The 19,009-nt window shown below is 71.0% G+C and carries 16 protein-coding genes and 2 tRNA genes; 2 read left to right on the plus strand and 16 right to left on the minus strand.

The annotated features are described in order from the left end of the window. Nucleotides 1–83 precede the first annotated feature (83 nt). The 4 genes from SOM13_RS15065 to SOM13_RS15080 form a co-directional block, all read right to left on the minus strand. Nucleotides 84–410 (minus strand): hypothetical protein, encoded by a 327-nt coding sequence (locus SOM13_RS15065; protein WP_320480186.1) that lies wholly within the window; start codon nucleotides 408–410, stop codon nucleotides 84–86. A 55-nt stretch (nucleotides 411–465) separates the two neighbouring features. Then, a tRNA-Ile gene (locus tag SOM13_RS15070) sits at nucleotides 466–539 on the minus strand. A 33-nt stretch (nucleotides 540–572) separates the two neighbouring features. After that, nucleotides 573–1,823 carry a glycosyltransferase gene (locus tag SOM13_RS15075; protein ID WP_320478520.1) on the minus strand — a complete coding sequence of 417 codons (1,251 nt, stop codon included), beginning with the start codon at nucleotides 1,821–1,823 and terminating at the stop codon, nucleotides 573–575. 74 nt (nucleotides 1,824–1,897) lie between these two features. Then, a complete protein-coding gene (locus SOM13_RS15080; protein WP_320480187.1) occupies nucleotides 1,898–2,812 on the minus strand; it encodes a DMT family transporter in 915 nt (304 codons plus the stop codon). Between the two features lie 41 nt (nucleotides 2,813–2,853). On the opposite strand from SOM13_RS15080, the gene def reads away from it, so the two are divergent. After that, the gene (gene def / locus SOM13_RS15085) at nucleotides 2,854–3,420 is read left to right on the plus strand and encodes a peptide deformylase (RefSeq protein WP_320480188.1); all 567 of its coding nucleotides are present in this window, start codon (nucleotides 2,854–2,856) and stop codon (nucleotides 3,418–3,420) included. A 148-nt stretch (nucleotides 3,421–3,568) separates the two neighbouring features. Here def and SOM13_RS15090 read toward each other — a convergent pair. The 10 genes from SOM13_RS15090 to dusB all read right to left on the minus strand — a co-directional run bounded on the left by SOM13_RS15090 (nucleotide 3,569) and on the right by dusB (nucleotide 15,987). Continuing rightward, nucleotides 3,569–3,641, minus strand: a tRNA-Asn gene (locus SOM13_RS15090). 90 nt (nucleotides 3,642–3,731) lie between these two features. Beyond that, nucleotides 3,732–4,730, minus strand: coding sequence for an NAD(P)-dependent oxidoreductase (locus SOM13_RS15095; RefSeq protein WP_320480189.1), 999 nt, complete (start codon nucleotides 4,728–4,730; stop codon nucleotides 3,732–3,734). Next, complete coding sequence (locus SOM13_RS15100) at nucleotides 4,727–5,578, minus strand: ATP-binding cassette domain-containing protein (RefSeq protein ID WP_320480190.1); 852 nt, start codon at nucleotides 5,576–5,578, stop codon at nucleotides 4,727–4,729. Before SOM13_RS15100 ends, SOM13_RS15095 begins: the two co-directional genes overlap by 4 nt. Next, a complete protein-coding gene (locus SOM13_RS15105) occupies nucleotides 5,578–7,272 on the minus strand; it encodes a dipeptide ABC transporter ATP-binding protein (protein WP_414655532.1) in 1,695 nt (564 codons plus the stop codon). Before SOM13_RS15105 ends, SOM13_RS15100 begins: the two co-directional genes overlap by 1 nt. Nucleotides 7,273–7,352: 80 nt before the next feature. Further along, the gene (locus SOM13_RS15110; RefSeq protein ID WP_320480191.1) at nucleotides 7,353–8,393 is read right to left on the minus strand and encodes an ABC transporter permease; all 1,041 of its coding nucleotides are present in this window, start codon (nucleotides 8,391–8,393) and stop codon (nucleotides 7,353–7,355) included. Nucleotides 8,394–8,395: 2 nt separating this feature from the next. After that, nucleotides 8,396–9,493: an ABC transporter permease gene (locus tag SOM13_RS15115; RefSeq protein WP_192057923.1), complete on the minus strand. Its 1,098-nt coding sequence runs from the start codon at nucleotides 9,491–9,493 to the stop codon at nucleotides 8,396–8,398. Nucleotides 9,494–9,613: 120 nt separating this feature from the next. Then, the gene (locus SOM13_RS15120) at nucleotides 9,614–11,236 is read right to left on the minus strand and encodes an ABC transporter substrate-binding protein (RefSeq protein ID WP_320478525.1); all 1,623 of its coding nucleotides are present in this window, start codon (nucleotides 11,234–11,236) and stop codon (nucleotides 9,614–9,616) included. A 262-nt stretch (nucleotides 11,237–11,498) separates the two neighbouring features. Further along, nucleotides 11,499–13,406: a DNA primase gene (dnaG, locus tag SOM13_RS15125; protein WP_192057925.1), complete on the minus strand. Its 1,908-nt coding sequence runs from the start codon at nucleotides 13,404–13,406 to the stop codon at nucleotides 11,499–11,501. A 75-nt stretch (nucleotides 13,407–13,481) separates the two neighbouring features. Beyond that, the gene (locus SOM13_RS15130; protein WP_320480192.1) at nucleotides 13,482–14,768 is read right to left on the minus strand and encodes a deoxyguanosinetriphosphate triphosphohydrolase; all 1,287 of its coding nucleotides are present in this window, start codon (nucleotides 14,766–14,768) and stop codon (nucleotides 13,482–13,484) included. 61 nt (nucleotides 14,769–14,829) lie between these two features. Then, nucleotides 14,830–15,987: a tRNA dihydrouridine synthase DusB gene (gene dusB / locus SOM13_RS15135; protein WP_192057927.1), complete on the minus strand. Its 1,158-nt coding sequence runs from the start codon at nucleotides 15,985–15,987 to the stop codon at nucleotides 14,830–14,832. Between the two features lie 15 nt (nucleotides 15,988–16,002). On the opposite strand from dusB, the gene SOM13_RS15140 reads away from it, so the two are divergent. After that, nucleotides 16,003–16,479 (plus strand): YbaK/EbsC family protein, encoded by a 477-nt coding sequence (locus tag SOM13_RS15140; RefSeq protein WP_320480193.1) that lies wholly within the window; start codon nucleotides 16,003–16,005, stop codon nucleotides 16,477–16,479. Between the two features lie 230 nt (nucleotides 16,480–16,709). On the opposite strand, the gene SOM13_RS15145 is transcribed toward SOM13_RS15140, so the two are convergent. Further along, nucleotides 16,710–17,369 (minus strand): DsbA family oxidoreductase, encoded by a 660-nt coding sequence (locus tag SOM13_RS15145; RefSeq protein WP_320480194.1) that lies wholly within the window; start codon nucleotides 17,367–17,369, stop codon nucleotides 16,710–16,712. Continuing rightward, nucleotides 17,366–18,469 (minus strand): hypothetical protein, encoded by a 1,104-nt coding sequence (locus SOM13_RS15150; protein ID WP_320480195.1) that lies wholly within the window; start codon nucleotides 18,467–18,469, stop codon nucleotides 17,366–17,368. Before SOM13_RS15150 ends, SOM13_RS15145 begins: the two co-directional genes overlap by 4 nt. Nucleotides 18,470–19,009 lie beyond the last annotated feature (540 nt).

Genomic DNA, 19,009 nt, shown 5'->3' on the forward strand with positions numbered 1-19,009 from the left:
GGCCGGCGGGCCGGGCCAGCGCGGGCGCGGGCGCGGGCCGGCAGACGGCCAGCGAGCGGACCGGCTGGCCGGCTCGGGCGGGCTCAGGCGAGGGGCGCCAGGCGGAGGAACTTCTCGGCGACGGAGGCCGAGCCGACGGGCCCCTCGCCGTCGCGGTCCAGCTGTGGCGAGTCGAACTCCACGAGCCAGGTGCGCGCCGAGCCGCCGATCGCCGAGACGCCCTGCCAGGCCGAGCCCCCCGCGCGGACGATGATGCCCGTGGGCCCGTAGGGGAACGGCGTGCCCGCGTCTTCGTCGGAGTCGAGCACGTACACCTGGGCGCCCACACCGATGCGAGGAGCGGACGGCAATCCCCCCGGAGAGGAGGAGTCGTCGCCGGCAGGGGTGTCGCGTGTCCGTCGGGTGAACATGCACACATGGTGGCATGCCCGACCGGGTGCCGACCGACCGTCGGGGGTCGTGTCGTAGGGCGGACGGGACTTGAACCCGTGACCGATCGATTATGAGTCGACTGCTCTAACCGGCTGAGCTACCGCCCCGTGCCGACCGACCGCCCAGGAGGCGCGGGTCGATCAGGCGTCGGCGGCCGAGGCCACCGGTTCCCCACGATACAGCGACTCGAAGACGCTCACCGTCCGCTGGATGTCGTGTCCCTCGATGACCTGCAGGCTCGCCCGTCGCATCGCGAGGTACTCGTCGTCGCCCGCCGTGAGCACGCGGGTCAGCTTGTCGGCCAGGTCGCGGCTGTCGCCCGGCCTGAAGAGGTAGCCGTTGACCCCCTCGTCGACGAGGTGCGGCAGCGCCATGGCGTCGGCGACGACGAGCGGGAGACCGGACGCCATGGCCTCGAGGCTCGCGATGCTCTGCAGCTCGGCCACCGACGGCATGGCGAAGACGGTCGCATCCGTGAGGGTCCGCCGCAGCTCGGCGTCCGACAGGTAGCCGGCGAAGGTGACGCGCTCGGCGAGGCCCAGCTCGACGGTCATCAGCTGCAGCTGCTTGAGCAGGTCGCCGCCGCCCACGATGGTGAGTCGCGCGTCGAGTGCGGGGTCGAGCAGGGTCATGGCCTTCAGCAGCACGTCGATCTGCTTCTCGGCCGTGACCCGACCGACGAAGACCACCCGGTTCGCAGCGGGTCGGTCGTCGCGTGCCGTGTAGTCGGCGGCCTCGATGCCGCACGACACGGCCAGCACGCCGGTGACGGCGACCGACCGCTCGAGGAACGCCGCGGCCCGCCTGGTCGGCGTCGTGATCGCCGCGACGTGCGTGTAGGTCTTCGCCGCGTCCCGCCAGGCGAGCTTGACGGCCGTCGCCCGGAGGAAGTGCGGCAGCCCGGTGTGCTCGAGGAGGTTCTCGGGCATGAAGTGGTTGGTGGCGATGACCCGGATGCCGCGGCGGTTGGCGACCCGGACGACGGCGCGACCGATCACGATGTGCGACTGGATGTGCACGACGTCGGGTCGGATCTGCTCGATGATGCGCTCGGCGTTGGGCTCGGCGCGCCACGGCGTCGCGAAGCGCAGCCAGTCGTGGAGGGGCCAGCGCGTCGAGTACAGCCGGTGGACGGTCAGGGTCACGCCGTCGTGCTGCTCGAGGAACGTCCCGTGGTGGCGGTCGGCCGCCGGGCAGATGACGTGCACGTCGTGCCCGCGGCCCGCCAGGCCGACGGCGAGTCGCTCGGCGAAGTTGGCGGCGCCGTTGACGTCGGGCGGGAACGTGTCCGCCGCGATCAGCACGGTGAGGCGCGGCGCGGTGTCGCCGCCGCCCGGACCGCTCGCGTTCTCGTCGCGGGGTTCGGGGGCGTGGTCTGGGGCGGGTGTCACGTGTCGTGGCGTCCTTGTGCTCGTGGTTCGCTGGTGCCCCGCCGATGGCGTCTGCGGCGCGGGACCACGGTAGCTCAGCTTCGCTTGGCGGGCTGGTATTTGGCGAGCTGGAACACGCCGTAGACGGCGATCGCGCCCGCGACGAGGAAGAGCGCGACGGCGTAGCCGGGCGCGTTCGCCGCCTCGCCGAGCACCACGATCCCGATGGTGACCGCGACGATGGGGTCGACCACCGTCAGCCCGGCGATCACGAGGTCGGGCGACCCCGACGAGTAGGCGTTCTGCACGAAGTACCCGCCGAGGGCCGCCGCCGCGAGGAGCATGATGATGCAGACGATGCTCAGACCGTCGAAGTTGCCGGCGAACACCCGGTTCAGCACGACCTTCGCGAGCGTGGCGACGAAGCCGTACAGCACCCCGGCGCCGATGATGTAGAACAGCGCGCTGCGTCGGTGCCGCAGGGCGACGAACGCGACGGCGAGGACGGCGCCCACGACGAGCAGGATGACGAGCACGGTGATCAGCTGATCGGTCGTGATCTCCGTCTCGATGGCGGTGAACGCGGCCACCGTGGCGAAGAGGCCGATGCCGCCGACGCAGATCGCGATCGACCGCTTGATGCGCCCCGACAGCCGCCGCCCGGTCGACCGGGCGTTGAGCACCGCGGTGATCACGAGCGCGACGGCCCCGAGCGGCTGCACCACGAGCAGCGGGGCGACCCGCAGACTCGTCAGCTGGAACACCACGGCCAGCCCCAGCATCAGCGTGCCCATCACCCACGACGGTCGACCGATGAGTGCGAGCACCTGGCGGACGCTCATCCCGCCGCGCGACGCCCCGAGTCGCGTCTCGACCTTGGCGACGCCGCGATGCTGCAGCTGCGCGCCGATCGAGAGGAACACGGCGCCGATCAGGGCGATGGGGATCCCCAGCGCCTGGAACGGGGTCAACGAGACCTGCTCGGTCAGATCGCTGAGGTTCGGGCTCACGGCGTCCACGGTAGCGGGCCGCCGCTCAGTAGGCTGGACGAATGGCCGTTCGCCCCATCACCATCACGGGTGACCCCGTGCTGCACTCCCCCGCCTCCGACGTCGCCGAGATCGACGACGCGATCCGCACCCTCGTCGCCGACATGTTCGAGACCATGGACGCCGCCCCCGGCGTCGGACTCGCCGGTCCGCAGGTCGGTGTCGGCCTCCGGCTCTTCGTCTTCTCGTGGACGGACGACGACGGCGACGACTGGCGCGGCGTCGCGATCAACCCCACCCTCTGGCAGACCCCTCTCTCGATCGAGCCGCTCGACGATGACGACGAGTCGGAGGGCTGCCTGTCGGTGCCCGGCGAGCGGTTCCCGCTGCGTCGAGCCGAGGGCGTGATCCTCCGCGCGACCGACCTCGAGGGCGACGACTACGAGATCGAGGCGCACGGCTGGCTCGCCCGCATCTTCCAGCACGAGTTCGACCACCTCGACGGCGTGCTGTACACCGACCGGCTCGAGCACCCGTTCCACAAGGCGGCCGCCAAGGCCGTCAAGAAGGCCGGCTGGGGCTCCCCCGGCCGGACCTGGCTACCCGGCGTCGATCACCCCGAAGACTGATCGGCCGAGAACCACCGGGCGAGAGCCCCGAGGAGGCGCGCGACGGCACCAGCCGGACCGCGCCTCCTCGGCGTCGCCGGCTCGAGAACCCCGTCGTCGACTCGAGGGCATGAAAAAAGGCCCAGAGGGTGGAGCCTCTGGGCCTTCGCTCCCCGACTTGGACTCGAACCAAGAACCTGCCGGTTAACAGCCGGCTGCTCTGCCAATTGAGCTATCGAGGAATGGCAACTGCCTCAGACCGGAGCCTTCGACAGCGGACCTAACTGTAGCAAAGATTCGGGGGCGCATCGAACACGACGCGCCCCCGGGTCTCAGTAGCCGTCGGCCGGGTCGACGACCCCGGCGAAATCGCCGTCGCCGAGCAGTGCCCGCACGTTGTGCGTGATGCGCTCGGCGAGCAGCGGTGCCGTCATCTCGGGCGTGTCCGCCTGGTGCGGCGTCACGATCACCCGGGGGTCGCCCCAGAGCGGGTGACCGTCGGGCAGCGGCTCGGGCGCGGTCACGTCGACGCCCGCACCCCAGATCCGCTCGGCGCGGACGGCCTCGACCAGCGCCTCCGTGTCGACCAGATCGCCCCGCGCGATGTTGACGACCACCGCGGTCGGCTTGAGCGACGCGAGACGCCGGCCGTCGAGCAGCCGCGACGTGCCCGCCGTCGCCGCCGCCGCCAGCACGACGACGTCGGCCTCGGGCAGCACCTCGTCGATGCGGTCGACCGTGACGGTGCGTTCGACGCCCTCGACGGGCGTCTCGCCGCGACGGACGATCGTCACGCGGGTCTCGAAGGGCCCCAGCAGACGGACGAGCTCGAGCGCGATGCCCCCGGCGCCCACGATCACGACGTTCTTGCCGTAGAGCGACAGCCCGCGCTGCTCGGTCTGCCAGCTCGTCGCCTGCACGCGCGACGGCACGACCCGCAGCAGCGAGAGCACGAGCATGAGCGCGTGCTCGGCGACGGGCTCCGAGAAGGCGCCCTTCGCGCTCGTCCAGAGTGGTCGCGGCGAGTCGGCGTAGCGGGCGAGCAGCTCGGAGAACGCGTCGACGCCCGCGTAGGGCAGCTGCACCCACTCGATGCCCGGGTGCCGCTCGAGGGCCGCGGCGAGACCCTCGGGGTCGGTGTACGAGAGCCAGATCAGACCCCGCGTCTCGTCGCCGAGGGGGACGACCGCGGCGCCCCCGGCGCGAACGGCGTCGACGAAGCGCGGATTCTCGCGCGGCGCCAGGCTGACGGGCCCGGGCGACGGGCGCCGGTCGGCCGAGAGGCTCACGGTGGTCGTCGTCGCCCGGTGACCCCTGGTCGGCGCAGTCACGACTGATCCCGCTCGTCGGGGCGGATGATGTCGATCGGCGTTGTCGTCGAGAGGACCTTCACGTACGGGTCGACCCCGTCGCGCAGCACCTCGTCGATGGCCCCGAGCCCGACGAGCCGCCCCGAGCGCATCACGGCGACGCGGTCGGTGATGGCCCGCGCCTCCGAGACGGACGACGTGACCACCAGCGCCGAGAACCGCCGGTCGCCGTGCAGGTTCTTGATGACGTCGAGCACAGCCTGCCGCACGAGCACGTCGACCCCGCGCGCGGGTTCGTCGGCCACGAGGAGGCGCGGCTCGAGCACCAGAGACCGCGCCAGGGCCACCCGCTGCCGCTGCCCGGAGCTCAGCTCCCAGGTCTGCTTGAGCATCGTGCCGAGCGGGAGGTGCACGGCGTCGATGAGGTCGGCGACGAGTCGGCCGGCCTCGGTGCGATCGAACCGCTTGTCGCGCTGGTAGATGGGCTGGGCGATCGTCTCGCCGACGGTGAGGTCGGGGCTGAGCCGCTCGCCGTCGTCCTGGGCGAGATAACCGACGGCACCCGAGAGACGGTCGCGCCGACGAGGCGACGATCGCAGCAGGTCGAGCCCGAACACGCGCGCGGCTCCCCCGACGATGCGCGGTCGGCCCTCCGCCGGTCGCTCGGTGCCGACGAGCCCGGCCAGCGCCATGGCGAGAGTCGACTTGCCCGAGCCGCTCTCGCCGAGCACGGCCAGGATCTCGCCCGGCGCGATGGACAGCGTGACGCCGTCGACGGCCCGGACCGCCGGATGCCCGCTGCGCGCCGGGTACTCCAGCGAGAGGTCGTCGGTGGCGACCGGCGCGCCCATGTCGAGGTCGACGGCCATCAGGCGGCCCCTCCCTCGACGTCGCCGCGGGCCGCGGCGCGGTCGAGCTCGGCGAGCCGCTCGCGACGCGCGGCCTGCTCGATCGGATCGGGCACCGGCAGCGACGCCAGCAGGCGCTGCGTGTACGGGTGCTCGGGTGCGCCGAGCACCTGGTCGTTCGGCCCGCTCTCGATGAGGTCGCCGTGGTACAGCACGCCGATCCGGTCGGCGAGCATGTTGACGACGGCGAGGTCGTGGCTGATGAACAGCGCCGCGAAGCCGAGGTCGGTCTGCAGCTCTCGGAAGAGCTCGAGCACGCGCGCCTGCACCGAGACGTCGAGCGCGCTCGTCGGCTCGTCGGCGATCAGCAGCGCTGGCTCGAGGGCCAGCGAGCGGGCGAGGCTCGCCCGCTGGCGCTGTCCGCCGCTGAGCTCGTGCGGGTATCGATCGCCGAACGCCTTGGGCAGCTGGACGGCCTCGAGCAGCTCGTCGACCCTCCGCCTGGCCGCTCGGGCGTCGCCTGCCCGGCCGTGCACGATCAGCGGCTCGGCGACGCACTCGGCGATGGTCAGCAGCGGGTTGAAGCTCGACGCCGGGTCCTGGAAGACGAAGCCGATCTCGGCGCGCTTGGGCTTGAAGTCGCGCTCGTGCACGCCGTTCATCTCGATGCCGAGCACGTCGAGCGAGCCGCCGGTCACCGGGGTCAGACCCGCGATGGCTCGGCCGATGGTGGTCTTGCCCGAGCCGCTCTCTCCGACCAGACCCAGCACCTCGCCACGGGCGATGGAGAAGTCGACGCCCTTGACGGCCCGGAAGCCGCCGCGCCCGAGACGGCCGGGGTACTCGATCTCGAGGCCCGTCGCCCGGACGACCACGTCGCGGTCGGCATCGGCCGCCTGGACCTGCGCTCCGCGCGACTCGAGTCGGGGCACCGACCCGAGCAGTCGGCGCGTGTAGTCGTCCTTCGGCGACGCGAACAGCTCGGCCGACGACGCCTGCTCGACGACCTTGCCGAGGTACATGACCGCGACCCGGTCGGCGAGGTCGGCCACGACCCCCATGTTGTGGGTGATCAGCACGATCGCGGTGCCGAACTCGTCGCGCAGGTCGCGCAGCAGGTCGAGGATCTCGGCCTGCACCGTGACGTCGAGCGCGGTGGTCGGCTCGTCGGCCACGATGACCGAGGGGTTCAGAACGAGCGCCATCGCGATGACGACGCGCTGCTTCTGACCGCCCGAGAACTGGTGCGGGTAGTAGTCGACCCGCTTCTCGGGCTCGGGGATGCCGACGCGGCGGAGGATGTCGATGGCCCGACGCCGCGCCTCCTTCTTCTTGATCGCCCCGTGGGCGCGCAGCCCCTCGATGATCTGCCAGCCCACCGTGTAGACGGGGTTGAGGGCCGTCGAGGGCTCCTGGAAGACCATGGCGACGTCGCGACCGCGCATCGCGCGCATCGTCGACGGCGTCACCTCGAGGACGTTCCGCCCCGAGAGCAGCACCGCGCCGGTCGCGACGGCGGTCTCGGGCAGCAGACCGAGGATCGTCTTCGCGGTCACCGTCTTGCCGCTGCCGGACTCGCCGACGATGGCGAGCACCTCGCCGGCGCGGACGTCGAGCGTGACGCCCTGCACGGCCGCGACGTCGCCGCCGTCGGTCGCGAAGGTGACCTCGAGGCCGCTGATGCCGACCGCGATGTCGCGGGCCTCACGGGGCAGGCCGTGACCGGCGTGGCGGACCGGAGCCGCGCCTCCTCGGCCCGGACCGTCGGAGCGGCCCGTCGTGTCAGTCGTGTCGCTCACGCGGGGACCTCCTCGGCGACGACCGCAGAGGTCGCCGTGTCGTTCTTCGTCTTGCGGCGGGCCCGACGGCGGGTCCGGAGGCGCGGGTCGGCCAGGTCGTTCAGGCTCTCGCCCACGAGGGTGATGCCGAGCACCATGAGCACGATCGCGGCGCCCGGGAAGACGCCCGTCCACCAGATGCCGCTCGCGGTGTCGCTGAGCGCGCGGTTGAGGTCGTAACCCCACTCGGCCGCCGAGGTCGGCCCGATGCCGAACCCGAGGAACCCCAGCGCGGCGAGCGTGAGGATCGCCTCGGACGCGTTCAGCGTGAGGATCAGCGGCAGGCTGCGCGTGGAGTTGCGCAGCACGTGCTTGAACATGATGCGCGGCGTGCTGCTGCCGACGACCTTCGCCGACTCGACGAAGGCCTCGCTCTTCAGCCGGACGGCCTCCGCCCGCACGACACGGAAGTACTGCGGCACGTAGACGACCGTGATCGAGATGCCGGCCGAGACGATCCCGCCCCAGAGGCTCGACTGACCACCGCTGATCACGATCGAGACGACGATGGCGAGCAGCAGCGACGGGAACGCGTAGACGGCGTCGGCGATGACGACGAGCACCCGGTCGAGCCAGCCGCCGAGGTAGCCCGAGACGAGACCGAGGGCCACGCCGATCGTGATCGAGAGCACGACGGCGACGACCACGACGGCGATCGCGGTGCGCGTGCCCCAGACCACCCGGCTGAAGACGTCGTAGCCGCCGACGGTCGTGCCCCAGAGGTGCATGGCCGACGGCGGGGCCTGACGGGTGAAGGTGCCCGCATCGTCGCCGAGCTGGCCGAAGCCGTACGGGGCGATGAGCGGGGCGAACACGGCCGTGAGCAGGAACACGGCGCAGATGATCACGCCCGCCACGAGCATGCCGCGCTGCAGGCCGACCGACCGGCGCAACTGCGCGACGATCGGGAGGCGCTTCCAGAGCGGGGCGCGACGGTCGGCGAGGACGCCGGTTCCGGTGGTGCTGGTGGTGCTGGAGGTGCTGCCGGAGTCGGTCATGGTCAGTACCTCACACGGGGGTCGATCAGGGCCGCGATGACGTCGACCAGGAAGTTCGTGACGGCGACGATCACCGCCAGGACGGCGACGATGCCCTGAACGGCGATGAAGTCGCGGGCCGAGAGGTACTGCTGCAGCTGGAAGCCGAGCCCACGCCAGCCGAACGTGGTCTCGGTCAGCACCGAGCCGCCGAGCAGCATCGCGATCTGCAGACCCATCACCGTGATGATCGGGATCAGCGCCGGCTTCAGGGCGTGCTTGCGCACCAGGCGGAGCTCGCTGACGCCGCGCGAGCGGGCCGCGTCGATGTAGTCGGAGCCCAGGGTGCCGATCACGTTCGTGCGCACCAGACGCAGGAAGATGCCGGCGGTGAGCAGCCCGAGGGTGAGCGCCGGGAGCACCGCGTGCGAGAGCACGTCGACGATGATCGTGCTGTTGCCGGTGCGCAGGGCGTCGATCAGGTAGATGCCCGTCGGGCTCTCGATCCGCCCGAGGGCGATGCCGACGCGCGTCGAGGCGCGACCGCCGAGCGGGAACCAGCCCAGCCAGACCGAGAACGTGAGCTTCAGCAGCAGACCCGCGAAGAACACCGGGGTGGCGTAGGCGAGGATCGCGAGGATGCGGAGGATCGCGTCGGGCCAGCGGTCGCGCACGTACGCGGCCAGCATGCCGAGCGGGATGCCGATCACCAGCGCGATGATCAGAGCGTAGAAGACGAGCTCGACGGTCGCCGAGCCGTAGGTCACGATGACCTCGCTGATCTGGCGGTTGTCGGTCGCGGTGGTGCCGAAGTCGAGCCGGACGATCTGACCGAGGTACTCGAGGTACTGGACGATGATCGGGCGGTCGTAGCCTGCGGCGGCGAGGCGCTCCTGCAGCTGGGCCTCGGTGAGGCGGCCCCCGACGGAGGCGGTGATCGGGTTCCCGACGACCCGCATCAGGAAGAAGACCAGGGTGACCAGGATGAAGACGGTGGGGATGATGAGGAGCGCGCGGACCACGAGGTAGCGACCGAATCCTCCGCCGGGACGACGTCGTCGCACGGTGGGGTCGGGGGTGGGCGGCCCGCTCGCGAGGGGGGCCTCGATGAGCGACGTCACGGGGGGTGCCTTTCAGGGGTGAGGGCGACGCACGACGCGCGAAAGGGCGTCCCGCACCATGGCGGGACGCCCCTCGCGTGTCAGGCGTCGTGGAACATGTTCGCTCGCGCGATCAACCGGTCAGCGGCTGAGCGCTGCGTAGCGGAACTTGAACGACGGGTCGAGCGTGTCGTCGACACCCTGCACGTCGCTCTGCGAGACGACGACCTGCGTGCCCTGCAGCAGCGGCAGCGTGGGCAGGTCGTTCGCGACGACGTCCTGGATCTGACCGATGATCTCGGTGCGGGCGGCCTCGTCGGACTCCGCGATCTCGGCGGCGAGCAGACCCTGCACCTGGGCGGAGTCGTAGTGGTTGCCCACGAAGTTGTCCTTCACGAAGAACGGCGACAGGTAGTTGTCGGCGTCCGAGAAGTCCGGGAACCAGCCGAGCTGGTACACGGGGTAGGCGTCTTCGCGGCGCTCGGTGCTGTAGGTGTCCCACAGGGTCGACTGCAGGTTGACCTCGAACAGGCCGCTGGCCTGCAGCTGCGTCTGGATCAACGCGTACTCCTCGTCGCTCGAGGCGCCGTAGTGGTCGGGGCTGTACTGAAGGTCGATCGAGACCGGGGTCTCGATGCCGGCCGCCGAGAGCTTCTCGGTCGCGGCGTCGACGTCGGGCCCGCCCTCGCCGTCGCCGTAGAGCGACTCGAGCGGCTTCGTCGCGCCGGTCAGGCCGTCGGGGACGACCGAGTAGAGCGGCGTGTACGTGTCGTTGTAGACCTCGCTCGCGAGAGCGTCGCGGTCGACCGTGTCGGCGATGGCCTGACGGACGGCCAGGGCCTTCTCGGCGTCGGCGTCGGTCTGCGTGGCACCGAAGGGCATCGTGTTCAGGTTGAACACCAGGTAGCGGATCTCGCCGCCGGGGCCGTTGTGCACCGTCAGAGCGTCGTCCTTCGCCAGGTCGGCGAGGTCGGTCGGGCTGAGGCTGCGGTTGGCGACGTCGACGTCGCCCTCCTGCACAGCGAGCTTCAGATCGGTCTCCTCGGTGTAGTAGGTCGCCAGGATCGAATCGGTCTTCGCCGCGCCGAGCACGCCGTCGTACGCGTCGTTCGCCTCGTAGGCGATCGTCTCGTTCTCGGAGTAGTCGGTGATCGAGTACTGACCCGAGAACGCGTCGGCCGCGACGATGTCGTCGGCGGGCGTCAGCTCGGTGGCCGAGAAGACCTCTTCGTCGACGATCGGCGAGGCCGGGCTCGACAGGATCTGGGGCCAGGTCTGATCGGCGCCGTTCAGCGTGAAGACGACGGTGCTGTCGTCGGGGGTCTCGACGCTCGCCAGGTTGCCGAGCAGCGACGACGGCCCGTTGGGGTCGGCGATCGCCAGCTGGCGGTCGAACGTGAACTTGACGTCGCTCGCGGTCAGCTCGTTGCCGTTCGCGAAGGTCAGGTCGGGCTTCATCGTGACCGTGTACGTGACCGGGTCGGTGAACTCGGCCGACTCGGCGAGGTCGGGCTCGACGTCGGGGCTGCCGTAGGGCGAGTTCATGAGGAACCCGAAGACCTGGTTCTGCACGGCGAACGAGCCGTTGTCGTACGAGCCGGCCGGGTCGAGGGAGGTGATGACGTCGGTCGTGCCGACGCTGATGCCGTCGAGAGCAGAGTCGGCGTCACCGCCCGAGGCGCAGCCGGCGAGGATGAGGGTGGTGGCAGCGGCGCCACCGACGACGGCGAGTGCGCGTCGTCCGAGCTTGGAGTCGGATGTCATATCCGGTTACCTCTTTCTCTGTGTGCAAGGAGACCCCGCGGGCACGGCTGTGTTCGCGCCCGATTCGGGGTGGATCCATTGGTAACACACACCGGACTCGCGGCCCTACTCCTCGCGGAAGTGTTTACAGGCCCGCAATGAACCTTTGCCACGTGGTCCGCGTCGTGCTTTTCGACCTGTTCAGAGCGTGGTTCGACGGGCGGGCGGATGTATGCGCATCCATGCTGCTGCTGCTGCTGCTGCCGCTGCCGCTGCCGTCGGGCTACTCCTGCCGGACGACCCGGCGCTCGTCCTCGAGCTGGACGATGCGCAGCTGGATCTCGCGGTGACGCGCGGGGTCGGCCTTCGCGTCGGTGCGCAGCAGCTGGCCCATCGCCTCGGCCTTCTCTCGGAGGATGTCGCGCTCGACCAGCGACGAGACGATGCCGCGGCAGTACGTGGTGATCTCGCGACCCTCCCGCTCGGGGATCGGCGCGACGGCCAGCTCCTTCGCGAGGACGTCGAACGGCGCCGGCGTCTGGTCGAGCACGGCGTCCAGCCAGTCGCTCGCCTCGAGCCGGTCGAGACTGACGCCGATGGCGTCGCGGACCACCGAGAGCGCGCTGTTCTCGAGCCGGGCCCGGGCCGCACGCTGCATCAGCGTCAGACCGACGGCGGCCGGCTGCTGCAGCATCGCCATCAGGGCGTCGCGTTCGGTGCGGGTCGTCAGGTCGGACGGCAGAGTCAGCAGGGTCGGGCCCGCGGGCTCATCAGGCAGCGGCGGAAGACTCGTGATCGACTGCGGTCCGTCGGAGGCGTCGTGCGGCTTGGCGCGCTCGAGGGAGTTCTGGCTCGCCGTCGCCTTCGCGACCTCCTGATACGCCGCCACGACCTCGTCGGTGTCGACGCCCACCCACTTCGCCAGCATCCGCGCGTAGCCGCGCTGCAGCGACTGCTCGCGCATCGTCGCCAGCACCGGGGCACCGGCCCGGACCGCACCGGCACGACCTTCGACGGTCTCGAGGTCGAACTCGTCGATCACCCGACGGATCATGAACTCGAACAGCGGGCGCTTCGTCTCGACCAGACGGCGGACGGCGTCGTCGCCACGGTTGAGTCGCAGGTCGCACGGGTCGAGGCCGTCGGGGGCGACCGCGACGAACGTCTGGGCCGAGAAGCGCTGCTCTTCGGCGTAGGCCCGCGAGGCGGCGCGCTGCCCCGCCTCGTCGGGGTCGAACGTGAAGATGACCTCGCCGCTCGCCGAGGTGTGGGCCCCGCCGACGTCGCCCAGCATCGGCCGCAGCAGCTTGATGTGGTCGACGCCGAACGACGTGCCGCAGGTCGCGACGGCCGTCGTCACCCCCGCCAGATGGCAGGCCATCACGTCGGTGTAGCCCTCGACGATGACGACCTGCTTGCCCTTCGAGATGTCCCGGCGGGCAAGATCGAGACCGTAGAGCACCTGCGACTTGTGGTAGATCGGCGTCTCGGGTGTGTTGAGGTACTTGGGGCCCTTGTCGTCGTCGAGCAGACGCCTCGCCCCGAAGCCGATCGTCGAGCCCGTGACATCGCGGATCGGCCAGAGCAGACGACCCCTGAACCGGTCGTACGGACTGCGGTCGCCGCTGCTCAGCAGACCGGCCGCCACGAGCTCGTCGTCGCTGAAGCCGCGGCCCTTGAGGTGGCCGCGCAGGGCGTCGAACGACTTCGGCGCGAAACCGACCCCGAAGCGCTCCGCCGCGGCGGGGTCGAAGCCCCTCTCGCCGAGGAACCGCCTCGCGGGGTCGGCGTCGGACGCCGTCAGGTGCTCGACGAAGAACTCGCGCGCGCCCTCGTTCGCGGCGATGAGGCGCGCCCGGTTGCCGTGGTCGCTGGCCTGACCACCGTCTTCGTAGTGCAGCTCGAAGCCGATCTTCGACGCCAGACGCTCGACGGCCTCCTGGAAGGTCGTGTGGTCCATCTTCTGGACGAAGCTGAAGACGTCGCCGTCCTCACCGCAGCCGAAGCAGTGATATCGACCCACCTGCGGACGCACGTGGAAGCTGGGGCTGCGCTCGTCGTGGAACGGGCAGAGGCCCTTCATCGACCCGACACCGGCACCCTTCAGGGTGACGTGATCGGAGACCACGTCGACGATGTTCGTGCGCGAGCGGACCTCGTCGATGTCGTTTCGTTTGATCAGGCCGGGCACGTGTCGATTGTAGGTCGCGCGGCCGACACCGGCGGTCGCTCACGGGTGCCGACCCGTGCCTCCTCGGCTCGGGGGTCAGCTGGGGAGGACGAGTCGCGCATGCCAGGCGATGGCGCTCTGGTCGGTCAGCGAGGCCACCTGGTCGACGACGACGCGACGACGGGCGGAGTCGTCGGCGGCTACAGCCCAGTCGGCCGCGAACCCGGGGTCGAGCTCGGATGGCCCGGCCGCCCAGAGCGCGTCGGCGAGACCCGTCAGCAGCTCGCGCTGGTTCTGGTAGATCGGCTGCCGCGTGCCGTGCGTCATGACGAAGGCCGCGACGATCCCCTTGAGGACGGCGATCTCGCCGATCACCTCGGGCGGCACCACCATGCTCGCGCTGAACCGGGTCAGACTCTTCTCGGAGTACGACTCGCGAGTCGACTGGGTCGCCGCACCGGCGAAACGACCGATCAGCTGGCTGGTCAGGTTCTTCAGCCGCGCCTGGTCGAGGCGCCCGCCGTCGTAGGAGTCGACCCAGAACGGCTGCGCGCGGAGGCGGTCGAACGCCTCGACGAGCTCGTCGCGACTGAGTTCGCCGCCGACCCACTCGTGCATGGCCGTCACGAGATCGTCGTGCCCGTCGCTCGAACCGAGCGTCGCGACGTCGACGTAGCCGTTCACCACGGCGTCCTCCAGGTCGTGCACCGAGTAGGCGATGTCGTCGCTGAGATCCATCACCTGGGCCTCGATGCAGCGGCGGCGGCGCGGCGCACCGGCCCGCAGCCAGCCGAACGCCTCGGTGTCGTCGTCGTAGAAGCCGAACTTCATCCGCCCGCCGGGGTCGGGCACGCCCTGCGCGGCGGGCCACGGGTACTTGCAGCTCGCGTCGAGGCTCGCCCGCGTCAGATTCAACCCGTAGCTGCGGCCGGACTCGTCGATGACCTTCGGCTCGATGCGCGTCAGCAGCCGCAGGGTCTGGGCATTGCCCTCGAAGCCGCCGATGCCGACGGACCAGTCGTTCAGCGCCTTCTCGCCGTTGTGCCCGAACGGCGGGTGCCCGAGGTCGTGCGCGAGGCACGCCGTGTCGACCACGTCGGGGTCGAGACCGAGACTGGTCGCCAGCTCGCGACCGACCTGCGCGACCTCGAGCGAGTGGGTCAGCCGGTTGCGCGCGAAGTCGAGACCCGCGGTCGGGCTGAGCACCTGCGTCTTGGCCGCCAGACGCCGGAGCGCACTCGAATGCAGCAGCCGCGCCCGATCGCGCGCGAAGTCGCTGCGCCGGTTCGAGTGCTGCTCGGGCAGCCACCGCTCGGAGTCGGCGGGCTCGTACCCCGCGGACGTACTCGGGGCGGACTCGGTGGACGCGGCTTCGGTGGACACCGGGGCCTTTCGATCGGGAGGGGCGGAGGCGAAGGAGGCGCGGGTCGGGACCCTGCGCGGGTCACCCCCCGCTGTGGTGCAGCTCGGCCGCCGCCAGCTCGGCCTTGAACGCCTCGTCGAGGTCGCGGCTCTCGAGCCAGCGGTCGGGCAGCGCCGGACGCTTGGGGCTGCCGGCTCGACCCCGGGGGCCCTCGGCCGCTGCGCCCGGGTAGAGCTCGGCGGCGTCCATGGTGGCCAGCAGGTCGTCGATCTCGGCCAGCGAGTCGGCGAGAGCGAGCGCGGATCGCACCTCGCCGCCGACGGGATAGCCCTTGAAGTACCACGCGACGTGCTTCCGCATGTCGCGGCAGGCGCGGCCCTCGTCGCCCGACCAGAACTCGACCATGAGCTCGGCATGACGCCGGAAGGCCCGGCCGACCTCGCCGAGCGTGGGCTCGGCCTTCAGATCTTCGCCCCGGAACGCCGCGGCCAAGTCGCCGAACAGCCACGGACGCCCGAGGCAGCCGCGCCCCACGACGACCCCGTCGCACCCGGTCTCGTCGACCATGCGGAGGGCGTCGGCGGCCGACCAGATGTCGCCGTTGCCGAGGATCGGGACGTCGGTGACGGTCTCCTTCAACGTGGCGATGGCCGACCAGTCGGCCGTGCCCGAGTAGAAGTCGGCCGCCGTGCGAGCGTGCAGGGCGATGCTCGCCACGCCGGCGCCCTGAGCGGCCTTCGCGGCCTCCAGGTACGTGAGGTGGTCGGAGTCGATGCCCTTGCGCATCTTGATGGTCAGCGGGATGTCGCCCGCCGCCGACACCGCCCGCTCGACGATCTCGCGGAACAGACCCGTCTTCCAGGGGAGAGCGGAACCGCCGCCCTTGCGTGTGACCTTCGGGACGGGGCAGCCGAAGTTCAGATCGATGTGATCGGCGCGGTCTTCGGCCACGAGCATCGTGACAGCCTCGGCGACGGTGTTCGGCTCGACACCGTAGAGCTGGATGCTGCGCGGCGTCTCGGACTCGTGGTGCTGGATGAGACGCATCGACTCGGGCGTCCGCTCGACGAGCGCACGACTGGTGATCATCTCGCTGACGTAGAGACCGGCACCGTACTCGCGGCACAGACGGCGATAGGCCGTGTTCGTGATGCCCGCCATCGGAGCGAGCACGACGGGCGAGGCGACCTCGATCGGACCGATCGACAGGCCACGGGAGGGCAGAGTGGAAATGGACATCGGTACGATTCTCCCATGAGCGACGGCGGACCGACAGGACGACAGCGGGTCGAGGTGGATGCCGCGGCGCACGGCGTGGCTGTGGAGGTCGTGTCGCGACCGGAGGCCGACAGTCTCGAGGCGGCGGCGGATCTACTCGGGCTGACCCCGTCGGACATCGTCAAGAGCCTCGTCGTGAAACGACACGACGGCTCGTTCCTCTTCGCCCTGGTGCCCGGCGACCGTCAGATCTCGTGGTCGAAGCTGCGCGCCGTCGTCGGCGTCAACAAGCTGTCGCTCCCCCGCCCCGAGATCGCCCTCGAGGCCACCGGGTACGAACGCGGAACCATCACACCCATCGGCAGCACGACGGCCTGGCCCGTCTACGCCGACGAGCGCATCGTCGGACTCCGCGTCGCCCTGGGCGCGGGCGAGCACGGCTACAGCGCGTTCGTCGACGCCGACGCCCTGATAGCCGGGTACGACGCGACCGTGGCGGACATCAGCGACTGACGCCGCGCCTCCTCGGCCGGCGACCTGGTCTCGTGCCGGTCAGCGGACGGGCAGCAGGCAGGCGTCGCCCTCGCAGGCCACCGCGTCGGGGGCGCCCAGCATGGTGAACGTCGACGCTGGGGTGCCCGCGGCCGGGGCCGCCGCCGCTGGGGTGGCCGCCGCTGGGGTGGCCGCCGCGGCAGACGGCTCCCCGCTCGACGGCGACTGCGGGGCTGTCGTGGCCCGGTCGGTCACGCTGAGACCTCCGCGCCCACCTGCTGGAGGGCCTGGAGGAACATCTCGGGCGCCTGGGCCCCCGAGATGCCGTACTTGCCTTCGAGCACGAAGAACGGGACCCCCGTGATGCCGAAAGCCTGCGCCTGGGCCTGGTCGGCTCGGACGTCGGGTTCGAAGCGCCCGTCGTCGAGGGCGGCACGGGCGGCGTCGGCGTCGAGACCGACCTCCGTGGCGAGGTCGACCAGCTCGTCGATGCGCCCGAGGTGGCGGCCCTCCTCGAAGTAGGCGGCGAGCAGGCGCTCCTTCATCTCCCGCTGCAGGCCGTTCGCCTTCGCGAAGTGCAGGAGCTCGTGCGCCTTGACGGTGTTCGTATGACGCAGCTTGCCGAAGTCGTACTGGAGACCCACCTCGGCGGCGATCCCGGTGACGTTGTCGAGCATCCCCCGCACCTGATCGGCGGGCATGCCCTTGTGGTCGGCGAGGAACTTCACCTCGTCACCCTCGAAGTCGACGGGGGTGTCGGGTGAGAGCTCGAACGAGTGGTACTCGACCTCGACGGGGCCGCCGTAGCGCGCCACCGCGTCTTCGAACTTGCGCTTGCCGATGAAGCACCAGGGGCAGGCGATGTCGGACCAGATGTCGACCTTCACGGCCCGGTTCTGCGTATCAGTCACACCGGCCGAACCATCGGGCCGCGCCCTGCATTCCCGCGCCGGGGCGCGCCCTGCTCCGGCTGCGCGCCCTGCTCCGGCTGCGCGCCCGGTGTCGCCGCCCTTGGCGCCGAGAGTCGCGCCGCCACCGGCCGCACCTGTCTCCCGTGGGGCGACGGTTGCCGTCTGCGGCGCCTCGGGCTCCTGCCGAGGCGCCACTTCCTCCGGCCTCTCCCCGGCAGCACCCGCGGCAGAGAGGCCTCACCGACCTCGAAGCCATCGGGTGCCCGGAGGGGCTGCGACGCCAATGCGTCGACGGCAGCCGCGACCAGGAGCCACCGGTCTCGAACCATCGAGGTGCTGGCACGCATCGGGAGGAATCCGGCGAGGATCATGGTCGCGTCTTTCAGGCGGTCCTTGTCGAAACGGGATGCGTGGGTCTCACGACCGTCCGTCTCGAGCGCCACCACCCCGTCGACGACGATGTCGATGCGCTCCCCACGGGGACCAACCGGCACCTGCCTCCGGATCTCTCGCCCGGCGAGCCGCAATCGCGTCCCCGCGGCGCTCTCCAGGATGCTCTCCGCCCGACCATCGCTCCATTCGGCGAGACCGGCTGCGTCGGCTCCCCTGCGCGACAGCACCTCCCGGGCATCGTCGTCGTCCACGAGAACGCCTCGCTGTCGGGCCCAATCGACGAGGATGACGGCGTCCTCCAGGCTGTCGGCCTCGACCACGGCCCGCGCGAGCGCGTCTCGGGGGTCCACCGACCAGGTCGTCCCGCGCGTCGAGAGCTCGACGGGATCCCAGGCCACCCTCACGCCCCTTCTGCGACGGAGTCGAGAGGCGGACTCTGGGACCGAGACGGTGATCTTCGGCCGATGCCACATCCACGCACCCAGTTGATGGAGCGCCGAGGCGCCGGTGAGTCGACCGCCTACGGCGACCGCGATGTACCGCGGGTCGTCCGGCTTCCAGGTCGAGTACCAGCCGCGCCTCGGTCTGCGGACTCCGCCGAAGCGGACAGCGGCGGTCAGGTGCCGGTCGGTGGCCCCTTCGGCGACGAGGGCGTGTTTGTGGAGTAGCCCGCCGTGAGCGGAGACGAGTTCGGCGATCGTGGTCATGACGCGATGCTGCTGCCGTGGCGGGCCTCAGTGCCCCGACTCAGCCCACAGCTGTGGACGAAGTGCCGGGATGGGCGACTGTGGAGGAATCTCCGCCAAAGCCGCTCAGCGACGCGACCCCGATCCCGACCCGCCGGTCGGCAACTCCTGCTCGCTGCCGCTCGCCGGGGCGACACGCCGTTCGGTTGCGGCGTGAGCTGCACACAGGAGGAGTTGCCGACGCGAGATGCCGTCTCGGCGGACGGGGCCGGACGCTCGCCCGGGGCTGTCGTTCGAGTTGCGGGTTCGTGCGCCCACTGCGCGGTCGGGATTCGGTTGGAAAGGGTTGCCGCCGCTTCGACAGCCTCCGCCGTGGGCAACTCCTGCGTGTCGCGCCCGAAGCGCCGTCCTCGGTGGCTCGAGAGGCGCCGCGGCGCAGCAAGCAGGAGTTGCCGACACACGGGGCGGCGCCGGGCGGGGGTGGCGCCGGCAGCGGGCAGCGCTGCGCCGGCCGGAGGGCGGCGGGGCACCGGCCGCAGGGGCGGCAGGGGCACGGGGGCG

The sequence above is a fragment of the Frigoribacterium sp. CFBP9030 genome (assembly GCF_034045195.1).
Lineage (GTDB): Bacteria > Actinomycetota > Actinomycetes > Actinomycetales > Microbacteriaceae > Frigoribacterium.

Bases quoted from the DNA above. Each gene is read 5' to 3' on its own strand.
- SOM13_RS15110 (WP_320480191.1), bottom strand. From the start codon at position 8,393: ATGACCGACTCCGGCAGCACCTCCAGCACCACCAGCACCACCGGAACC.
- def (WP_320480188.1), top strand. From the start codon at position 2,854: ATGGCCGTTCGCCCCATCACCATCACGGGTGACCCCGTGCTGCACTCC.
- SOM13_RS15150 (WP_320480195.1), bottom strand. From the start codon at position 18,469: ATGACCACGATCGCCGAACTCGTCTCCGCTCACGGCGGGCTACTCCAC.
- dusB (WP_192057927.1), bottom strand. From the start codon at position 15,987: ATGTCCATTTCCACTCTGCCCTCCCGTGGCCTGTCGATCGGTCCGATC.
- SOM13_RS15100 (WP_320480190.1), bottom strand. From the start codon at position 5,578: ATGGCCGTCGACCTCGACATGGGCGCGCCGGTCGCCACCGACGACCTC.
- SOM13_RS15065 (WP_320480186.1), bottom strand. From the start codon at position 410: ATGTTCACCCGACGGACACGCGACACCCCTGCCGGCGACGACTCCTCC.
- SOM13_RS15140 (WP_320480193.1), top strand. From the start codon at position 16,003: ATGAGCGACGGCGGACCGACAGGACGACAGCGGGTCGAGGTGGATGCC.
- SOM13_RS15120 (WP_320478525.1), bottom strand. From the start codon at position 11,236: ATGACATCCGACTCCAAGCTCGGACGACGCGCACTCGCCGTCGTCGGT.